The following is an 18321-nucleotide window of genomic DNA, read 5'->3' as shown; positions in this document are numbered from 1 at the left end:
AGCACTCACCCGATTTGTGGTTATCAGGAGGATCGTCCTCTCACGATTTAGATCCCGATTGGCGCATACCAACCTTCGTTACATTGTCAGAGCCGCTACTTTATTCAGGCTCCTATTCACTCATTAAGCGGTGAACAGCGCTTCATACGACTTCACGTCGCACGCCCCAAAAAGAGTTTAGTCGAGCGTCGAAAATGAGCGAAAAGCGGTTATTCAATATGCTGATATTGAACATCCGCTGTTACGATAGATGCGGCCATTTGGTCTCGGTAGATTGATTTACTGCTTCGTGCTTTTAGAAGACCGCGGCATAGTGAGCATTGACGTTAAAATATATAAATGAACCCAATGCCTACTTCGGTCTCGTAGTTACTACGAGCAATTGGGCTTTCTCGAACGTCACTACTGTAGTATTCGAAAAGTGCTTCACCGTAAATCTGCCAATTATCATTAATGTAATGTCGGAAGCTATAATCTATACCAATTGAGCGTAACCCACCACTCACTGACGTGGCAGGTAATCTAGAGGTTTCCGCTTGCATTGCGTCTATGCCGAAACCGTTGTTGGCGTATTCGCTATCATGAAAAACTGCTACTACATTTACTTCATGGCCGGTGCCATCGATTTGGTCTCCAAAACGGCGGCCCACACCAAATAATCCTAGATTTCCATCACCACCCGTCACTACACGACCAACCAACCAATAGCGCCAATCGGAAGTGAATGCACGACGCGCTTGAAGCACTAATTCAAAGCCCTCGTCTTGCTCGCCTAGCCCATCAAGATGACCATCGTCAGAGTCACCTTCTTCTCGGCCTTCCTCAAAGCCCAGTAAAGCCTCTAGCAGCCAGTTGTCATCACGAAGACCGCGCCAACCAAATGCCTCTCCGGCAAAGTAGAAAATATTGTCACCACTTCGCCACTGAACGGCACCAGCCGGTTGAAGTTCCAATCCGAATTCATCTGATCCTTCGTATGCAGTTTCATATTCAACACCTAGACCTAGTCCGAAGGCCCAACCATCTTCCCCTTTCGTGAAATCGTCAAGCGAGGGTAAAGGAGCCAAGGCTGCATTATTGTCCTGTGCCCATGCTGATTGAAAAGTCAGACAGTAAACACAGAATATTGATAAAATAACCTTTTTCATGTCAAAGTAACTCCAGATTGTTCTAATTAATTGTAAGTTTACGATGATGTGCCACATTTTACAGCCTAATATGCTTTTGTGGATCACACAACGGTTAATTACTCTTTTTGCATCATAACCTCGGACATTTGCCTATTTGAATAGTTAATGCAAATCAGTGTTTTAACCTTAATATAAGTATATATGTTAGGTTCGCGATGAATATTAAAAATGTAGAAGCTGTCAATTTCATGTATGAATGGCGATTGATTGTTCGACCATGTTCATCAGCAGTTAATAAAAAAAATAACCATTCATACAAAAATTCACTTTCTCGTTTCGTGTTCATTGTATAAATACTTGCTAAACGATTTTGGGAGCATAATAAATGTTAGTGAGCGACACAGTCTTAGGGAGGGCACCGTTAAAGAGTGGTTTTGCCCTAACGGCATTAGGCCTCACCATATTGTTTACTTTAATGGAGCCTGAATCTTCTGATGGCCTAGACTTTTTTCAACGACTACTATTTTGGTTCCTACAAATTACGGCAGCATTACTTGGGTTGATGTTTGCCAGCTACGTAACGACTAAGATGCCCCAAAAGCATTTCCCTTTATACTTTCTATTATTAGTTTCAGGATTGTTGGGAGCAGTGCTTGTTTCACCCATTTTTGCATCAATTGATTATTGGTTTCCAGGTTTAGAGGATGAACCAGACAGCCGGATCGATATGCTTGACCAACAAGGTCCTATTTATCGTGTAATATCAGAGTTTCTAGAGGTGACACCAGGCATAATTACGATCTGGTTTTTGATTAACATTCCTCTACTTCTCAATGTCACTTACAAACTTCCTACTGAGAAAAATAATCCGCCTCCACAAAATAATCCGCGTCAAACAGAAAACGAACTAGAGATAGAAAAGCTAAAGAAGTTAAGGACGGAATTCTATGACAGACTTCCGGTTGCGCTAGGCCTAGACATTATTTCAATTAGCTCCGAACTTCATTATGTCAATGTGAAAATGACGAAAGGTAATACATTGATTCTTGGCGCTCTAAACCAAATAGCTGAGGTACTTGATGATGAAGGTGTATTGATACATCGTTCTCATTGGGTGCATAAAAATCACGTTTTTAGAGTGCATATTTCAGGCAATAAAGCTTGGTGTGAGATGTCTAACGGGGCAAGGCTGCCTATCAGTAGAAGTAAGCGCAAGCTCGTAAAGTCATATTTTGGTAGAGGAAACTCATAAGACAGGCACACCTAAAAACATTAAGTTACAATAACTTAGATTCTAATGCTAGCTTTCTGACTATCCAAATTTGACAAATCATCTTCAACTGCCAAACTTAACTGTATATCCAACCACGCATGATTAAATAAACAGTTATTTAGAAACTCATAAGACAGGCACACCTAAAAACATTAAGTTACAATAACTTAGATTCTAATGCTAGCTTTCTGACTATCCAAATTTGACAAATCATCTTCAACTGCCAAACTTAACTGTATATCCAACCACGCATGATTAAATAAACAGTTATTTAGAAACTCATAAGACAGGCACACCTAAAAACATTAAGTTACAATAACTTAGATTCTAATGCTAGCTTTCTGACTATCCAAATTTGACAAATCATCTTCAACTGCCAAACTTAACTGTATATCCAACCACGCATGATTAAATAAACAGTTATTTAGAGTGTTGTTATGGCTAAACCCAGAAGCAGTTTAATTTCATTATCCGATACGCCTTATTATCACTGCATTGCCCGATGTGTACGCCGTGGTTATTTGTGTGGTTTTGATAAGTTAACGCAAAAAAACTTTGACCACCGTAAACTTTGGTTAATTGAACGCATTAAGTTTCTGGCCTCTGTGTTTTGTATTGATGTTGCCGCTTATGCCATTATGAGTAATCACTATCATTTGGTGTTACGGGTTAATACGGATAAAGCCAAATTATTAACCCAAGATGAAGTGTTAAAACGTTGGCATTGTGTTTGCCAGCCTAAACCCATTATTGCCCGTTATATCAAGGGTGAGGCTTTACCCAAAAGTCATCAATTTGTATTGGATGGGTGTGTCGCTGATTATCGGGAAAGACTGACCAGTATCAGTTGGTTTATGCGTTTTTTAAATGAGTTTATCGCGAGACAAGCAAACGTAGAAGATAATTGTAAAGGGCATTTTTGGGAAGGTCGGTTTAAGTCGCAAGCCTTATTAGATGAAGTTGCTGTATTAGCTTGTATGACTTATGTTGATTTAAACCCGATTCGTGCCAAAATGGCAGATACACCGGAAACCTCTGATTTTACCTCTATTCAGGAACGATTAGGGATAGTCCCTGTTATGGCTAGCACTGAGCAAGCAAAACAAACTGTAAATTCAAAACAATCCAATTCAAAAGCAACCCATCCGTTAAATCCAGTTCGTAACGCTGAGTTATTACCCTTTGTTAAATCAAATCAAGAACTAGCACCTAATTTTAAACGGGATGCCAGTCATATTCCATTTTCGTTAATTGATTATGTCGAATTAGTCGATTGGACTGGCCATCAAATCCGCCAAGATAAACGTGGATTTATTCAATCTAATATCCCTTCCATTGTCCAACGATTAGGTTTAACAGATGAATCTTGGCTTGAATTTGCCAGTACTATTGAAACAAATTTTAGCCATTCCATTGGTCAAGCGGTTCAATTACAACACTATGCTAAAGCCCATCAACTCAAACGCGTAAAAGGCATCACTAAAACAAAGCCGAGGCTGCAAACCTAAATTCAAATGAAGTCCAAAGCCTTTATTTTAACGTGCAATCTAATTGCCGACATGCTTGTGTCTAAAATTGACCAACAATACTAAAATCTATTCCAATACGGCTGAATTTCACCCGTCAGCAGCTAACTGATACAAGATACAAGACACATCCGTTAAATCACTACCAAGTTTAAAAATTTCATGAATAAAAACCAACGAACCCAAAGACAACAAATCACTAAGCAACTGTTTTTATGATTGTTTATAGATGGCTGGCTTTGGAGTTAGTTGACAGGGATTGTTTATAGATGGCTGGCTTTGGAGTTAGCTTTGGAATTAGCTTGCCAAAACATTTAAAAACGCCAAGCAGGTAGGCGCTTATATTGGATTGATTCCTAAATTTCATGAACCAGGCAGGCTCAAAGGCCGGATCTCCTTAAGTAAAACGAACCAGTCCGATTACGAGAAAAATTGTATATGGCAGCCATAGTTGCTGGGCGGTACAACTTGAGTGTCAAGCAACAAAAAGAAAGTTTATTAAAGCTAGGTGAAACTCAAACGCAAGCAATAGGCGCAAATATGCGAAAGCTGATGCAGATTTGTTTTGGTGTTGTATAAAATCAAACTGAATACCAGCTTCAAGTAGCTTAAATTGATACTTGAAGCTGGTTGTGAGACATGGTATCTACGCAGGCTGCTAAATACTTTTTATTACGGTGCTGTAAACTGATTTAAATATTCGGCCCAATCATTTATATTGCTGATGTCGCCTTGTTTCCCCCAGCCATAACCTGACCAATATTTAACTCGGCCATTTTGGTCTGTCTGTGTTATTAACATGGCGTTGCCTGCGTCTTTTTGACCTTTGCTTAGCTGATTGATTACTTGATTAATAGGATAATTTGGCGCTAATAAAACGCCGGTTCCTAAATAAGCCCCTTCTAAATTTTCACTCGCGGCAAGCCAACCTGCTTTAACATTATAAGTCACTGCGGCTTTTTCATCATGAGTGGTTAACCCAATCGCGACCGGTAAATTAGCGGCGACTTTATCATTAACAAAAAACTGAGATTGAACCTGATATAAACGCTTGCCCAGTTCAATTGTTATTTGTTTTTCTTCTCGATACTGAGTTGAGTTTATCGTTTTGTTGTAGCTTAAAACAAACACGGTTTTTTCTTGGGTTTGGGTTAATATTTTCCAGCTAGTGTAAGTTTCCAGCTGCTCCAATGTTTGATTTAGCCAAATCCCTGTACTGCCGCATCCCATTGAACGACCCACATGATAATTATCTAGCCCCTCCCCATTATCTTTGTGATATGAGACCCCATTTTGGGCACGCTCATACCAAAGGTCAATCACCGGATAATCCACCCGTTTTAACCAACAGTCTGTACCTGCATTTTCTGCTGAAGGTCTCAGGGCAGGGCCATAAGCTCTAAACGCAATTAAATCGTTTTCCCAGGCAAAATCGTCTTTACGCTCAGGCACAAAACGCGCAAAAGTGCTCGCTTTATTTAACTTTTCAGCGTTTAGTTCAGTTTGTTGTTTATCTGGACTCGCACAGCCTATTGCACTCATGCCCGCTAAAACTAAAATCGTTTTAGCGAAGTTTTTATGACTTATTTTCCATGTTCTTTGCCATATTAGTTTCATTCTGACACCTTTATTTTACTAACGAATAAATGATCAATTTAAGTTAACCAGTAACAGCCAATACCTAATGAGATAGCGCCACTAAAGGTTTGCAAAACTTTGCTAAAACCAAGGTGTATGTGAGCTAGTTTACGCTGGCACAAGCCTAAGCCTAAACCAAACGCTAACATGCCTACCAGACAGCCTAATGTGAAAATTGCAACGTAAGCCAACCCTGTATTCATTCTTTGACCTGATATCCCTGGTAATATAGCTAACATGGGCGCACTACCCGCAAGTCCATGTAATATGCCTACCAATAAAGGTTTATGCTTTTGCCAAAGGTTATGTTTGCTGATTTGTTGGTGAGCCTCAATTTCATCTCGCTTTACAAAATGAAAGTGCGCTAAATTGCCATGTTTGTGCCAAAGCAATTGCAACTTTGAAACATAAATTTTAAACAATAATTGTGCGCCCAGTAAAATCAATAAAATACCCACGGTTTTTTCAGCATACAAAGACCAAGTTTGCGGAAAAGCCCAGTCAAAATAAATAAAAGCTATGGTCACCAATAAAATAATACCACCGTGGCCGCCGCCCCATAACATTGAGTATTGAGCAATACGTTTTAACCGATTTTCACAGCTCACAATCGTTGACATCGCAATAACATGATCAGCATCTAATGCATGTAGCAAGCCCATGCCTAAAGCCAATAATAAAATACTTAAATTTGCGATATCCATTACTGGCTCCACTGTTTGCACATGTGGGCTAATTTAATGGCCGCACAAGCTGCGCCAAAGCCGTTATCTATGTTGACTGTGGTAATACCGGGTGCGCAACTGGCCAACGCGCTTTCTAACGCGGTTTTTCCACCCTTAGAAACCCCATATCCAACTGAGGTGGGTACAGCGATAACAGGCGCATGAGTTAAGCCAGTCAGCACACTAAACAAAGCACCTTCCATGCCTGCGCACGCTATTAATACCGGAAATTGACGAATATTATCTATTTTATTTAATAAACGATGAATACCTGCCACACCCACATCACAAATCATTTCAGAGTGAATTTGATTAAACGACAAGGTTCGAGCAACTTCACTCGCCACAGCAATATCAGAAGTACCAGCGGTAATAATGCCCACTTTAAAATTAGCAAAAAAGGGGGAAACATCGGCCAAATGAGCCGATTTAGACTGTAATATCGCCGTTTTTGAAATAGCACAATAATCCAGTTTTTGCTGAATGTCAGCGTCAAGCAGCTGGAATTGTTCGGCCGATAAACGCGTCAATAATACGTTCGCTTGGTTTTGAATGTGCTGGTTTAAAATAAGCTGAATTTGCTCAACTGATTTACTTTCACAATAAACGGCTTCGCCTATATTGGTTCTTTGATGGCGATCATAATCCCATTCATACTGCTGCATAAAATTTATCTTCTGTTAAAAATGCGGAGCCTTTTTGGTACAAACGAACGCCCGCAAACAAATAATCATTCGACTGACAAATTTGTTTAATTAATTGGCTAAGCTGACTTAATATTTGCTGAGGTGGCAATTCACTTAATTCAACATACACCCCTGAGTGAGTCATTCGGGTTCGTACATCGGCTATATTCGGTAAAAATTGACGAACTTGGGTTTCACAATGATCAATAAAACTTAAGTCTTCAGCCACTATATTAAGGCCAGTTTCAACTCGGCTAGCTAAGCAAGGTTGGGCTGGTAATCGTTCTAAATCTTTAATATTTAAATGCTCAGCCAGTGCATAAATATCACTTTTTTTAAGCTGGGCATCAACATAAGGATGAACAACTTTATTTTCGGTCGCGGCTTTTAATCCTGGTCGATAATCAGAGAGATCATCCATATTAGTCCCAGACGCTATCGCACCGACCGATACACTCGCCACCCGGCTGTATAAATTACTTTTGCAAAAATAACAGCGGTTAGCTGGGTTTTTTAAATAATCAGGATCTGAAAATTCATTGGCATCAATGATTTTTAGTGGCCAGTTCTGTTCACGAGCAAAGCGCTCAACGCGCTCAAAAGCCGCTTTAGGTACCGCCGGTGATGCCGCATGTACAGCCAACACTTTGGCGCTAGAATAAGCATGCGCAACATAGCATAACAGCATGCTGTCAATACCGCCGCTAATTGCAATGCTTAAATTTTGATATTGATTAAGCTGTGCAATTAATTGATCTAACTTTTGCAATATGCTCATAAGGCTTACCCTTTGTTACTTTAATTTAGCACTTAGTTTAACATTAGCGGCCAGATCTAACATGCGCAGGCGCCAACACTTACTTTTTAAATGCCACAGCCCGTAAAATATTAGGACAACCTGCAAACCGCTTTTGTCCTCCGCCATACCCTGTTTTTAACATGCGCCCAGCTGCACAGGCCGGTTGAGCATGTGGGTCAATTAATTCAGCTAAAATAGCTGCACCGGTTGGGGTAATTCGCTCGCCTAAAATGCCGTCACTAAAAAAGCTAAAGCCCACTAAAATTTCAGCCGTTGCTGGCGCAGGTACAGGAATTAACCCATGAGCACTTTGAATCACCCCACCCCCATAAGGTAGTTTTGATACACTCCAACTAACCTCTTTAAGCTCAGAGATAATGGTCGCAGCACCCACTACGTCCATTAATGAGTCCCAGTCGGCCAGTTCATGAAAATGCACTTCGTCTAAACTGAGTTGATGAATTTTTGATTCAGCAATGGCTAGGCGTTTTAAAATACTGGCGGCAATTTGCTTAATGGGCTCGGCTAATGTACTTGAATCAATCCGGTTTTTCAGTGCCTTATAGGTTGTATGCTGATGCGAATGGCTTAAATCTGCATCTTTACTTATGATTGCAGAAACCGAAGGTTTTATCTCGCCAGCGCTTTGCTTTAATTCAATTGACATGGATTTGATAGGTTTAAGCAACTTTATTTTTTGCAGCTGATTTTGTGACTGGCTAGCTTGCAAATTAGCAGGCTCTGTTAATTTAAAGCGCTTAACGCCAATGCCTGCATTGGTTTCAGCCCAAAACTTGCCTTCACCTATTTGGGCCGGCAAAACCTGTTTAATGGCCGACTGTACTTTAGCTTCTAACACTGGAAAAGTATCGCACATACAGGCAATAAACATATCGCCCGCTATGCCACCAACCACATCTAAATGAATATGACTCAGCTCTGGAAAAAGCTCAGATTTAGCCACCGCAGGCGATTGTTTAAGATCAAGCGTTTGTGCCATTAATTTGTACCGTTAAAACCTGACTCAGTTGACCATAAACCCAATGCCGGATTACTGACATAAAATATTTCTTCACCATCAGGCATGGTATTCCAGCCATTTTGCAAGGTTTCAATCGGGTATTTTTTCACCATATCATCATAATGGCAGTATTGATAATTGACCGACTCTATTTCTGCCCGACTCACCCCATCACCCGGGCAATAGGTTATATTAAACCGATTATCCGATGTACCGTGAATTAAATGCGCAGCCGCCGATAAATTATTGGCTAGTTGCTTGTCTGCTTTTACGGCTTGTAGGGTTTCATCTGTGGTGCGGTAGCCATATTGGCGGATTAGCGCATCAATTTCCATGTCTTCACCAAATCGGTGTAAAGCCGGCGCTAAAATAATGAGCTCACCTGCATCAGCCATAGCCATACGAGTACGATAAATGGCTTTGTTGCCAAGCCATGTGGTTTTAAACTCAGATGGCTCTAAATACACAATCGCTTTTTTTATCGGTTTAGCTAATAAAGATAAGTTGAGCTTTTGACTGAGTTTGCAGGCTTCAACATAGGTCTCTTCTTCAGCACCACAAAATACCCCTTGCAGCGCCAGTTTATTCTCTTTTTTACCCAGTACAGTTAAAATAAATTCGATGGGTAAATGACTTAAATATTGATCATAACCTTCATTGAGCGCTTTACGCACTGGGGTGCTGGTGCGGCCCATAATGCGTTCCATGCCATACACGGCGCCTAAAAAATGTGATTTATGTATGGTGTCTGAGCCGCCCGTGCCGACTAAAATATTTTTAGTGTAATTAGCCATACCAATCACTTCGTGCGGCACAATTTGCCCAACTGAAACAATTAAATCCCAATTGCCTTCATCAACTAGTTTATTGACTGCAACATCCATGCTGTAATCCAATTTACCTTCAGATAACTCATTAATTCTAGCTGAGCTAACTTCGCCTAATTTTTTAACATCTGTACGCCATTTATGCGGAATAAAAAGCGACTTAGGGATTTTTTTACCAAACATGACGTCAATTTCAGCATCGCTCATTGGATCGTGTGTGCCTAACGCGGGCAAAAAATAAATCTCGGCCTGATCTTTTAACTTTTCATATAAATAAGCAGAAATAAAACCTGCCTTAGAGTAAAAACGGGTGATATCCGGCGGTAAAATTAATATACGCTTTGCATTTGCCGCTTTTTGTTTAATAAACTCATCAAGCAACACAGTAAGTTGTTGATCTGAAATGCCATTAGTTGTATCAACCGTGTGAATAGGATAAGTCATTATTTTATACTCTTTAAAATTTGATTTACGATTTGCTCTGGCGTGAGTTCAATGGGTGCAATAATCGCATCCTCTGGCGCTTCCAACGTATTAAATTGGCTGTCTAGTAATGAAGCTGCCATAAAATGGCCTTGCCTCGCAGCTAATCTTTCACCTATTAAGGCTTTACTGCCCTTTAAATAAACAAATTTAACTTGTTCACCCAAAGTGGATTGCAAAATATCTCGATAGCTTTGTTTAAGTGCCGAACACGCCAACACAGCCCCGCCTTGCTGCTGCCAATTCAGCATATGCTGAGCCATTGCCTCTAACCAAGGTTTTCTGTCTTGATCATTTAATGCAATGCCACTAGACATTTTCTCAACATTGCTTTGAGGGTGAAAGTCGTCACCATCATAAAAAGCTAAATCCAATTTATCTGCTAATAACTGGCCAATTGACGATTTACCACAACCGCTCACACCCATCACTATATAAATCATAATATTTTCCATTTGTTTTAAGTGTTTAAGCTAACCCAAATAAGCCTGGTAAAAATTCACTAATCGCAGGTATATAAGTGACCAGCATTAATACAATAAACATGGCTATATACAGTGGGATTAACGGTTTAATAATTTTTTCAATACTGGTTTTAGCCACAGCGCAAGAAACAAATAACACAGAGCCAACCGGTGGAGAGCAAAGCCCAATGGATAGGTTTAACACTATCATAATACCAAAATGTAATGGCGACATACCCAAAGCTTCAGCAACCGGTAAAAAAATCGGGGTAAAAATTAATACCGCAGGGGTCATATCCATAAAAGCCCCCACAATTAGTAAAGTGATATTAATAATTAATAAGATAATAAAAGGGTTTTGGCTTAACGCTAATAAGGTATCGCTGATAGTTTGTGGAATATTTTCATACGATAATATCCATGACATCGCCGACGAAGCGCCAATTAGCAGCATAACAATGGCGGTGGTTTCTGCCGATTTTAATAAAATTTTAGGGAGTTGTGGCAAACTAACTTCACGATAAACCACAACCGATAAAATTAATGAATACACCACAGCAATAGCACCGGCTTCGGTTGCGGTAAATACACCCGAAATAATCCCGCCAATCACAATAAAAATTAATAATAAGCTAGGAACAGCCGCTATTATTTTTTCTAGAACCAATTTAAACGGTAATCTTGCTTCAACCGGATATCCTTTCATTTTGGCATAACCAGCACAAACCAACATCAGTGATAAAGCCACTAAAATGCCCGGTAAATAACCGGCCACAAATAAAGAGGCAATCGAAACCCCACCACTAGCAATCGCATAAATAATTAAAATATTACTCGGTGGAATCAACATGCCCGTGGTGGCTGCCGATGCGGTCAGCGCCGCACTAAAGTTTTTATCGTAACCCTTTTTTTCCATCTGCGGGATCATAAAGCTACCAATCGCACTGGTAGCCGCAACCGCTGAACCTGAAATAGCACCAAACAAGGTACAAGACAGCACATTTACTAGGGCTAAGCCGCCGGGTAACATACCAATGAGCGCCATCGCACATTCAATTAACCGTTTGGCGATCCCCCCTTGTCCCATAATTAATCCGGACAAAACAAAAAATGGAATTGCTAACAATGCAAAACTATTAATCCCGCCAGCTAACCTTTGGGCGATTGTGGTTGCCGCTGGCACAAAATCTATACTGATCAACATAGTGACAACCGTTGCCACCCCTATGCTAAATGAAATCGGCACATTTAATGCCAACAATACAAAAAATACCGCAATTAAAACTAAACCTGAATATTCCACAAAATTCCCCTTAGCACTCAGCTGTATTAATTGGCTGGGTTAAACGCATATAAATCTTTTCAATCGCAAACAATGAAATTAAGCCACCTGAAATAGGGACAGCTGAATAAATGTAACCCATTTTAATCTCTAACGAGGCTGATATTTGGCTAGGGTCCATGGTTAATGCAACCAGTGAAATACCACCTAACACCATGACATAAGCGGCAAAAAACAACACTGTTAAATTTGAAAATAGGTCAGCTGCACGTTTATTTACTGGTTTCATCCGGTTAGTTAAAATATCTAACCCTAGGTGTGAGCCCATGCGATAGGCATAAGCTGCGCCAAATAAACCAATCCATATTAATAAAAACCGAGCGAGTTCTTCGGTGACAGAGCTTGGAGATTGCAAAACATAGCGGGCAAAAACCTGCCAAGTCACACAAGCCACTATGGTCGTACTCAAAACAATCAACAAAAGCTGTAATAGTTTATCAATTAAATCTGTTAGCGTTTTCATCTTAATTACTCCGCAGCCAGTTGTTTAATGCTGTCAAGGTAAACCCCAATAGGTGTGCCCTTTAAGCTATCGTGCATGGGTTGAACCGCATCAATAAAAGGTTGTTTATCTGGATAGACAATTTCAACACCGGCGGCTTTTACGGCGCTCAGTGCTGATTCTTCAGATTCGCGCCATAGCTTTTTTTGTAATTCAACAGAGTCGGTTATTGCCGCATTGAGCCACATTTTTTGCTGCTCATTTAAGTTATCCATCACGTGTTTGCTTGCTAAAATCACATCCGGTACTGAGGTATGCTCATCTAAGGTATAGTTTTTAGCAATTTCATAATGCCGTGATAAATAAAATGAAGGCGGGTTATTTTCAGCCCCATCAACCACGCCTTGCTGCAAAGCTGCATATAACTCACCAAATGAAATAGGGGTCGCCGAGCCACCAAACGCTTTAACCATATTAACCGCGGTTCTGCTTTCCATCACTCGTATTTTTTTACCTGTTAGATCATTTGGCTTTTTAACGGATTTATTGGTTAAATAAAAACTGCGACTGCCTGCATCGTAATACCCTAACCCCACTAAGTGGGCTTTTTCAGCTTCTTTTAATAAGGCTTTACCGACTTCGCCCTGTAAAACACGCCAACGATGCGCTCGGTCAATAAAAACATATGGAATACCATATACTTTCATTTCAGGCACAAAACCTTCAATGGTGGCAGCCGACACTTTGGTGAGCGCTAACGAGCCTATTTGTAATAATTCAACCATTTCTCGTTCGTTACCAAGCTGTGCATTGGGATAAATTTTAAGTGCCATTGTGCCGCCTGAGTATTGTTCTAACTGTTTACCCAAATGCACCATGGCTTTATGCACACTATGATCCAAATCTAGAGTATGGCCAATTCTTAATACCGTTTTATCATTCAAATCTGAACAACTGGTCAGCCATAAGCAAGTGCTTACCATGCTAAACAAGAGAATAATAGACTTAATCATGTAACGCCTCCAAAGCATAGAATCAATTAACTAGGCTGTTTGCAAAGTGTTTTTATAACCGTTTTTTGCCAAGTTATACGTTAGATCTTTTGCCAGTTTGTAAGCATCTGCTTCTGACATTCTATGCTCTAAAACCATTTGAGCTAAAAAGCGACAATCAATTCGTCTGGCGACATCATGGCGGGCTGGTATTGATAAAAATGCCCGTGTATCATCGTTAAAACCAACTGTATTATAAAAACCAGCAGTTTCTGTCACTGAATGACGATACCTCAACATGCCTTCTGGGCTATCATGAAACCACCAAGCCGGACCTAGTTTTAAACATGGATAATGGCCTGCCAGTGGTGCTAATTCACGTGTATAGTTAGATTCATCTAGGGTAAATAAAATCACCCGTAAATTTGCTTCATTGCCATATTTAGACAGCATCGGCTGTAAATTTTTAACAAACTCAGCTTGCACCGGAATATCAGCCCCTTTATCTGCACCAAATGCTTTAAATAAAGGCTCATTGTGGTTACGGTAACTGCCCGGATGAATTTGCATCACCATGCCATCTTCAATACTCATGCCTGCGAGTTCAGTTAACATTTGCGCTCTAAACAGCTCAGCTTGCTCTGGGGTAAACTGGCCTTTGATCATTAAACTAAACAAGTTTTCACATTCAGATTTTGATAAATCTGCGGTTTTAGGCGTAGCATGACCATGATCCGTTGCCGTTGCGCCATGCTCTCTAAAAAATTCACGCCGGTTACGCAGTGCATTTAAGTAGCCTTGCCAGCTAAAAGTATCTTCTTTGGTCATCTCAGCAAGTTTTTCTAAAGAAGAAATAAACTTGGGTGATTCAGGGTTAGTCACATCATCCGGTCTAAAAGTGGTAATAACCGTATTTTCAATACACGTGCCTTTTAATTTAGCGTGGTGTTTTAAGTCATCAATTGCGCTTTCAGTCGTAGCTAATAATTCAATATTAAAGGTTTCTAATAACTTTCGCGGTTTAAAGGCATCAGTGGCTAAACACTGGTTAATATGATCATAAACAAAATCAGCATTTGCAGCAGATAAAGTTTCTTTCAAGCCAAATATTTCAATAAACACATAATCCATCCACATTCTAGATGGCGTACCAATAAACAAATGATAATTTTGTGCAAATACATGCCAAATTTTACGATAGTCAGTTTCAGTGGCACTACCATCAACTGTGGGTATGCCTAAGTCACGTAAAGAAATCCCTTGGCTGTAAAGCATTCTAAAAACATAGTGATCAGGGATAATTAATAATTCAGTTGCATTTTTAAAGGCTTGGTTATCTGCAAACCAGCTTGGATCGGTATGGCCATGAGGGCTAATAATAGGTAATTTAGCAATTGAGTGATATAACGCTTGGCTTAACTGGCGAGCCGCTGGGTCGGTACTAAAGAGCCGATCCGGGTGTAAGGGTGAGATTGAATTATCCATAAACATACCTTCTAATAAATTGGGTGACTCAGGCTTAATTTGCATTCATATTTATGATTCTGCGCAGCAAACAAGCTAGCATCTTATCTTTGATAGCCACTTGCCTTAATCATCATTCACAATAAAAAATTAATTTATATTACATGTTTGTTAGTTTATTAATAAAAGCAGCCTCAGTCAAGTGGCCTTACCAAAAGTAAAGAAGCCATTTTTTGACCATAATCTGCCATGCGGTAAATAGTACACGACCCGTTAAAATCATTAATAGTAACCTGAACTAGCATTAAAATGTAAAAAAAAGGTTTCAGTTTATACATTGACAGATGAATAACCAGTCGATATTATAAATTGGTAATGCCACATTACCTGATGAAAGATTTTTTGAGGAACCATAATGCTAAACATTTATCGCCTAATATGGCTAACTAAGTGCATTACTGCATATCAACTTCGACTATCTTTAACTGCTCCGATATTGCCTACAGGCTCTAATACTATTAAGCTTAAAAAATCCCTCCCTGTCAGTTTAAGCTTAATTCCGCTTTATTTTAGTGCCATATTTAAGTGCACAATCAAATCAGTTAATGCCTGTTTAACCTCAATTCATTCAAAGGTTAACGATAAAATGGTTTTACCATCAGGTGGCATTAAAAATAATAATTTAAGTATAGCACGCTATTCATTAGCTGATTCGTTAGCTGCTCTAACTCAGCCAATGAGTAAAATTTGGCTTAAACTCAATCATCACCTCTGTGCAACAACAAGCAGCATAAATTGCCTATCTGGCACTCAAAAAACCTTAATGTCTGCGCAACCTCTTTTTCAAAAACAACAATATAAAAAGACAACGCATTACCCTAATTTAGCAAGCCAGTTTAAACAAATCATGCAAGCGATAAACAGCACCAATAAATTATGATTTGCAACCTAGTTTCACCAACACAACCAATAGTGGCTCAGACCCCAGTCAAAAGCTGCGACCTTTTATGTTTATATTAATCACTTAAGGAACTACCATGCGTAATTTCGTTCACTTAAACAAGAAGCTTATTAATTTATTTTTAATTAGCTTTATTAGTTTACTTCAGGTTCAAGGAACCGCCCACGCAATGGCATTTAATTCAAATGCTCAAGGCGAAAGTTCAACCGTTTTAATTAACAATAGTTGGGGTTATTTAGAAAATGATGCCAACACGCCAACACAAGCTCTGGCGAATGCTAATTGGACAACCCTTAATTTACCTCACACTTGGAATGCAACCGATACCATAGATGCAGAGCCAGGTTATCGCAGAAGCGCAAGCTGGTATAAGCGAAATATTCATTTAGCCAGCACTGATCAGCAGCATTTTGTGCTTTATTTTGAAGGCGCCAACTACGAAACTCAGGTATATGTTAATAATCAATTAGCCGGTGAACACATTGGCGGCTATGTGGGTTTTGAAATTGATATTACAGACTGGGTCACCCAAGGGGACAACAATGTGATGGTGCGCGTTTCTAATCGCTACAACAGAAACTTAATCCCATCACAAAAGTCTGACTTTTTCTTATATGGTGGTATAACCCGTGACGTCTGGTTTAAAACCTTACCAACCCATTATGTCGATAAATTAACGATTAAAACGCCACAGGTTTCTAAATCATCGGCAAAAACTCAAATCGAAGTTAAATTAAATAAAACTAAAATCAATCCAGATTTAAGTTTAATTGCTCATTTAATTTCACCTGCCGGAGAAATCATTCAAAGCAAAAAATTAAACAATCAAGCCTTGGCTGCTGCTAAAAATCAAACAGTAAACCTTGATTTTGATCCGCTCGCAAAGCCACAGTTATGGTCTATAGACACACCTAATTTATACAAAGTGCAGGTTCAGCTATTAAACAAAGACAAAGCAACGCATAAATTAACCGAACGATTTGGTTATCGCTGGTTTGAAACCATACCAGGTAAAGGCTTTTTACTAAACGGTGAACGTGTGTTATTGCGCGGCACTCACAGGCACGAAGAAAGCGCGGGTGTCGGTGCGGCTTTATCAAACGAGCAACACAGAAAAGATATGGAAATGATTAAAGAAATGGGCGCTAACTTTGTTCGTTTAGGCCATTACCCTCAAGATCCTGAAATATATAAAGCCGCAGATGAGCTGGGTTTAATTTTATGGGATGAACTGCCTTGGTGTCGTGGTGGCAAAGGCGGCGCCGAATGGGAAGCTAATACAGAGCGACTTTGGGTTGAGCAAATCAATCAAAATATTAATCACCCAAGCATTATCTTTTGGTCACTCGGTAATGAAATTTATTGGGAAGAAGACTTTGAAGGTGGCGGTGCTGACGAAGTGATTATGCCTTATTTGCAGCATTTAAATCAGTTAACAAAATCAATTGACCCTAGCCGATTAACCAGTATCCGAAAATACTACCCAGGTGCAACGACAGTTGACACTTTTTCACCGTCAATTTGGGCTGGTTGGTACGGAGGTTCTTACAGTCAATATGAAGCAGCCGTCATCAACTCAACTAAAAAATACCCTAACTTTATTCATATGGAGTACGGTGGTTCTAGCCATGTTGGTCGCCATACAGAAACACCAATCTCAGCAAAAGGTATGCGAGGTGCACAAGCTTCTGTTGAAGAAGCGATGAATCAGGCCGTTGTAAAAAGCGTTGCTAAAGATTCAGATTGGAATGAAAATTATATGGTTGACCTGTTTGATTGGCATTTACAAGTATCTGAAAACTTGCCAGGTTTAACAGGTACTGCACAGTGGGCTGTAAAAGATTTTGGCACCCCATTGCGTCCAGAAAATCCAATCCCGTATATTAATCAAAAAGGGTTATTTGACCGAGCCGGTAATCCAAAAGATGTTTATTATGTCTTTAAAAGCTACTGGACCACAGAACCATTTTGTTATATCGAATCTAAAACTTGGACACACAGAAACGGACCAAAAGAAGGCCGCGATGTCACGGTTTATTGTAACACTCAAGAAGCAGAGCTATTCTTAAATGGTCAATCTTTAGGACGTAAAACAAAAGATGTTAACAAAGTGCCAGCAGGCGGCTTAGTTTGGAAAACACCTTTTAACAACGGCGAAAATAAGTTAACAGTCAAGGGCTTTAATAGCGATTCACAAGTTGCAGAAGATCAACTCAAGGTGACTTATTTAGTGGGCAAACATGGCAAACAAGATCATTTTGCAATGAACTACAAAAAGTTAGCCAATGGCAATTATTTAATCACAGTTGAAGCCTTAGATAAAAATAAGAATCGGGTTTTAAATTATTCAGAAAGAGCTTACTTTTCTAACTTAGAAGGCCACGGCCAATTAGTGGAAAACCAAGGCACACCAACCGGTAGTAGCATTATTGAAATTGCCAGTGGGGTTGCCAAAATTGAGTTTATACCGGGTAATAAAGAAACCACGATAGAGTTCAGAACACAAAATGTGAAAGGTATTTATTTGCGCTTACCCGCTAAATAAACG

17 protein-coding genes are annotated in these 18321 nt (G+C 39.7%); 5 read left to right on the top strand and 12 right to left on the bottom strand.

The genetic code is table 11. The features are described 5' to 3' along the window. Window positions 1–326: 326 nt before the first annotated feature. Window positions 327–1148, bottom strand: a complete 822-nt coding sequence (locus OLW01_RS16185) for a MipA/OmpV family protein (protein WP_268076995.1) — start codon at window positions 1146–1148, stop codon at window positions 327–329. A gap of 367 nt (window positions 1149–1515) precedes the next feature. On the opposite strand from OLW01_RS16185, the gene OLW01_RS16180 reads away from it, so the two are divergent. The 3 genes from OLW01_RS16180 (at window position 1516) to OLW01_RS16170 (ending at window position 4508) form a co-directional block, all read left to right on the top strand. Further along, a complete protein-coding gene (locus OLW01_RS16180; RefSeq protein WP_268076994.1) occupies window positions 1516–2382 on the top strand; it encodes a LytTR family DNA-binding domain-containing protein in 867 nt (288 codons plus the stop codon). Between the two features lie 458 nt (window positions 2383–2840). Further along, window positions 2841–3911: a transposase gene (locus tag OLW01_RS16175; protein ID WP_268076993.1), complete on the top strand. Its 1071-nt coding sequence runs from the start codon at window positions 2841–2843 to the stop codon at window positions 3909–3911. 456 nt (window positions 3912–4367) lie between these two features. Beyond that, a complete protein-coding gene (locus OLW01_RS16170) occupies window positions 4368–4508 on the top strand; it encodes a hypothetical protein (protein ID WP_268076992.1) in 141 nt (46 codons plus the stop codon). A gap of 93 nt (window positions 4509–4601) precedes the next feature. On the opposite strand, the gene OLW01_RS16165 is transcribed toward OLW01_RS16170, so the two are convergent. The 11 genes from OLW01_RS16165 to uxaC form a co-directional block, all read right to left on the bottom strand. Further along, a complete protein-coding gene (locus tag OLW01_RS16165) occupies window positions 4602–5546 on the bottom strand; it encodes a DUF4861 family protein (RefSeq protein WP_268076991.1) in 945 nt (314 codons plus the stop codon). 38 nt (window positions 5547–5584) lie between these two features. After that, the gene (locus tag OLW01_RS16160; RefSeq protein WP_268076990.1) at window positions 5585–6271 is read right to left on the bottom strand and encodes a hypothetical protein; all 687 of its coding nucleotides are present in this window, start codon (window positions 6269–6271) and stop codon (window positions 5585–5587) included. Further along, the gene (larB, locus tag OLW01_RS16155; RefSeq protein WP_268076989.1) at window positions 6271–6957 is read right to left on the bottom strand and encodes a nickel pincer cofactor biosynthesis protein LarB; all 687 of its coding nucleotides are present in this window, start codon (window positions 6955–6957) and stop codon (window positions 6271–6273) included. The genes OLW01_RS16160 and larB overlap by 1 nt, the downstream gene beginning before the upstream one ends. Next, a complete protein-coding gene (gene larE, locus OLW01_RS16150; RefSeq protein WP_268076988.1) occupies window positions 6944–7756 on the bottom strand; it encodes an ATP-dependent sacrificial sulfur transferase LarE in 813 nt (270 codons plus the stop codon). Before larE ends, larB begins: the two co-directional genes overlap by 14 nt. A gap of 79 nt (window positions 7757–7835) precedes the next feature. Further along, window positions 7836–8777, bottom strand: coding sequence for a nickel pincer cofactor biosynthesis protein LarC (larC, locus tag OLW01_RS16145; protein ID WP_268076987.1), 942 nt, complete (start codon window positions 8775–8777; stop codon window positions 7836–7838). After that, a complete protein-coding gene (locus tag OLW01_RS16140; protein ID WP_268076986.1) occupies window positions 8777–10069 on the bottom strand; it encodes a nickel-dependent putative hexonate epimerase in 1293 nt (430 codons plus the stop codon). Before OLW01_RS16140 ends, larC begins: the two co-directional genes overlap by 1 nt. Further along, window positions 10069–10551 (bottom strand): gluconokinase, encoded by a 483-nt coding sequence (locus OLW01_RS16135; RefSeq protein WP_268076985.1) that lies wholly within the window; start codon window positions 10549–10551, stop codon window positions 10069–10071. Before OLW01_RS16135 ends, OLW01_RS16140 begins: the two co-directional genes overlap by 1 nt. Window positions 10552–10576: 25 nt before the next feature. Then, a complete protein-coding gene (locus OLW01_RS16130; RefSeq protein WP_268076984.1) occupies window positions 10577–11875 on the bottom strand; it encodes a TRAP transporter large permease in 1299 nt (432 codons plus the stop codon). Window positions 11876–11885: 10 nt separating this feature from the next. Next, the gene (locus tag OLW01_RS16125) at window positions 11886–12377 is read right to left on the bottom strand and encodes a TRAP transporter small permease (protein WP_268076983.1); all 492 of its coding nucleotides are present in this window, start codon (window positions 12375–12377) and stop codon (window positions 11886–11888) included. Between the two features lie 5 nt (window positions 12378–12382). After that, window positions 12383–13369, bottom strand: coding sequence for a TRAP transporter substrate-binding protein (locus OLW01_RS16120; protein WP_268076982.1), 987 nt, complete (start codon window positions 13367–13369; stop codon window positions 12383–12385). A gap of 30 nt (window positions 13370–13399) precedes the next feature. Continuing rightward, window positions 13400–14833, bottom strand: a complete 1434-nt coding sequence (gene uxaC, locus OLW01_RS16115; RefSeq protein WP_268076981.1) for a glucuronate isomerase — start codon at window positions 14831–14833, stop codon at window positions 13400–13402. 625 nt (window positions 14834–15458) lie between these two features. Between uxaC and OLW01_RS16110 the strand changes: the two genes are divergently transcribed. Then, entirely contained in the window at window positions 15459–15752 is a 294-nt protein-coding gene (locus tag OLW01_RS16110) for a hypothetical protein (RefSeq protein ID WP_268076980.1), read from the top strand. A 97-nt stretch (window positions 15753–15849) separates the two neighbouring features. Further along, window positions 15850–18318, top strand: coding sequence for a glycoside hydrolase family 2 protein (locus tag OLW01_RS16105; protein WP_268076979.1), 2469 nt, complete (start codon window positions 15850–15852; stop codon window positions 18316–18318). Window positions 18319–18321: the final 3 nt, after the last annotated feature.

Origin of the sequence: Catenovulum adriaticum, assembly GCF_026725475.1 — a bacterium.
In the GTDB taxonomy this organism is placed as follows: domain Bacteria; phylum Pseudomonadota; class Gammaproteobacteria; order Enterobacterales; family Alteromonadaceae; genus Catenovulum; species Catenovulum adriaticum.
Note: the sequence above shows the minus strand (reverse complement) of the source record. Positions and strands in the feature narration are given on the sequence as shown.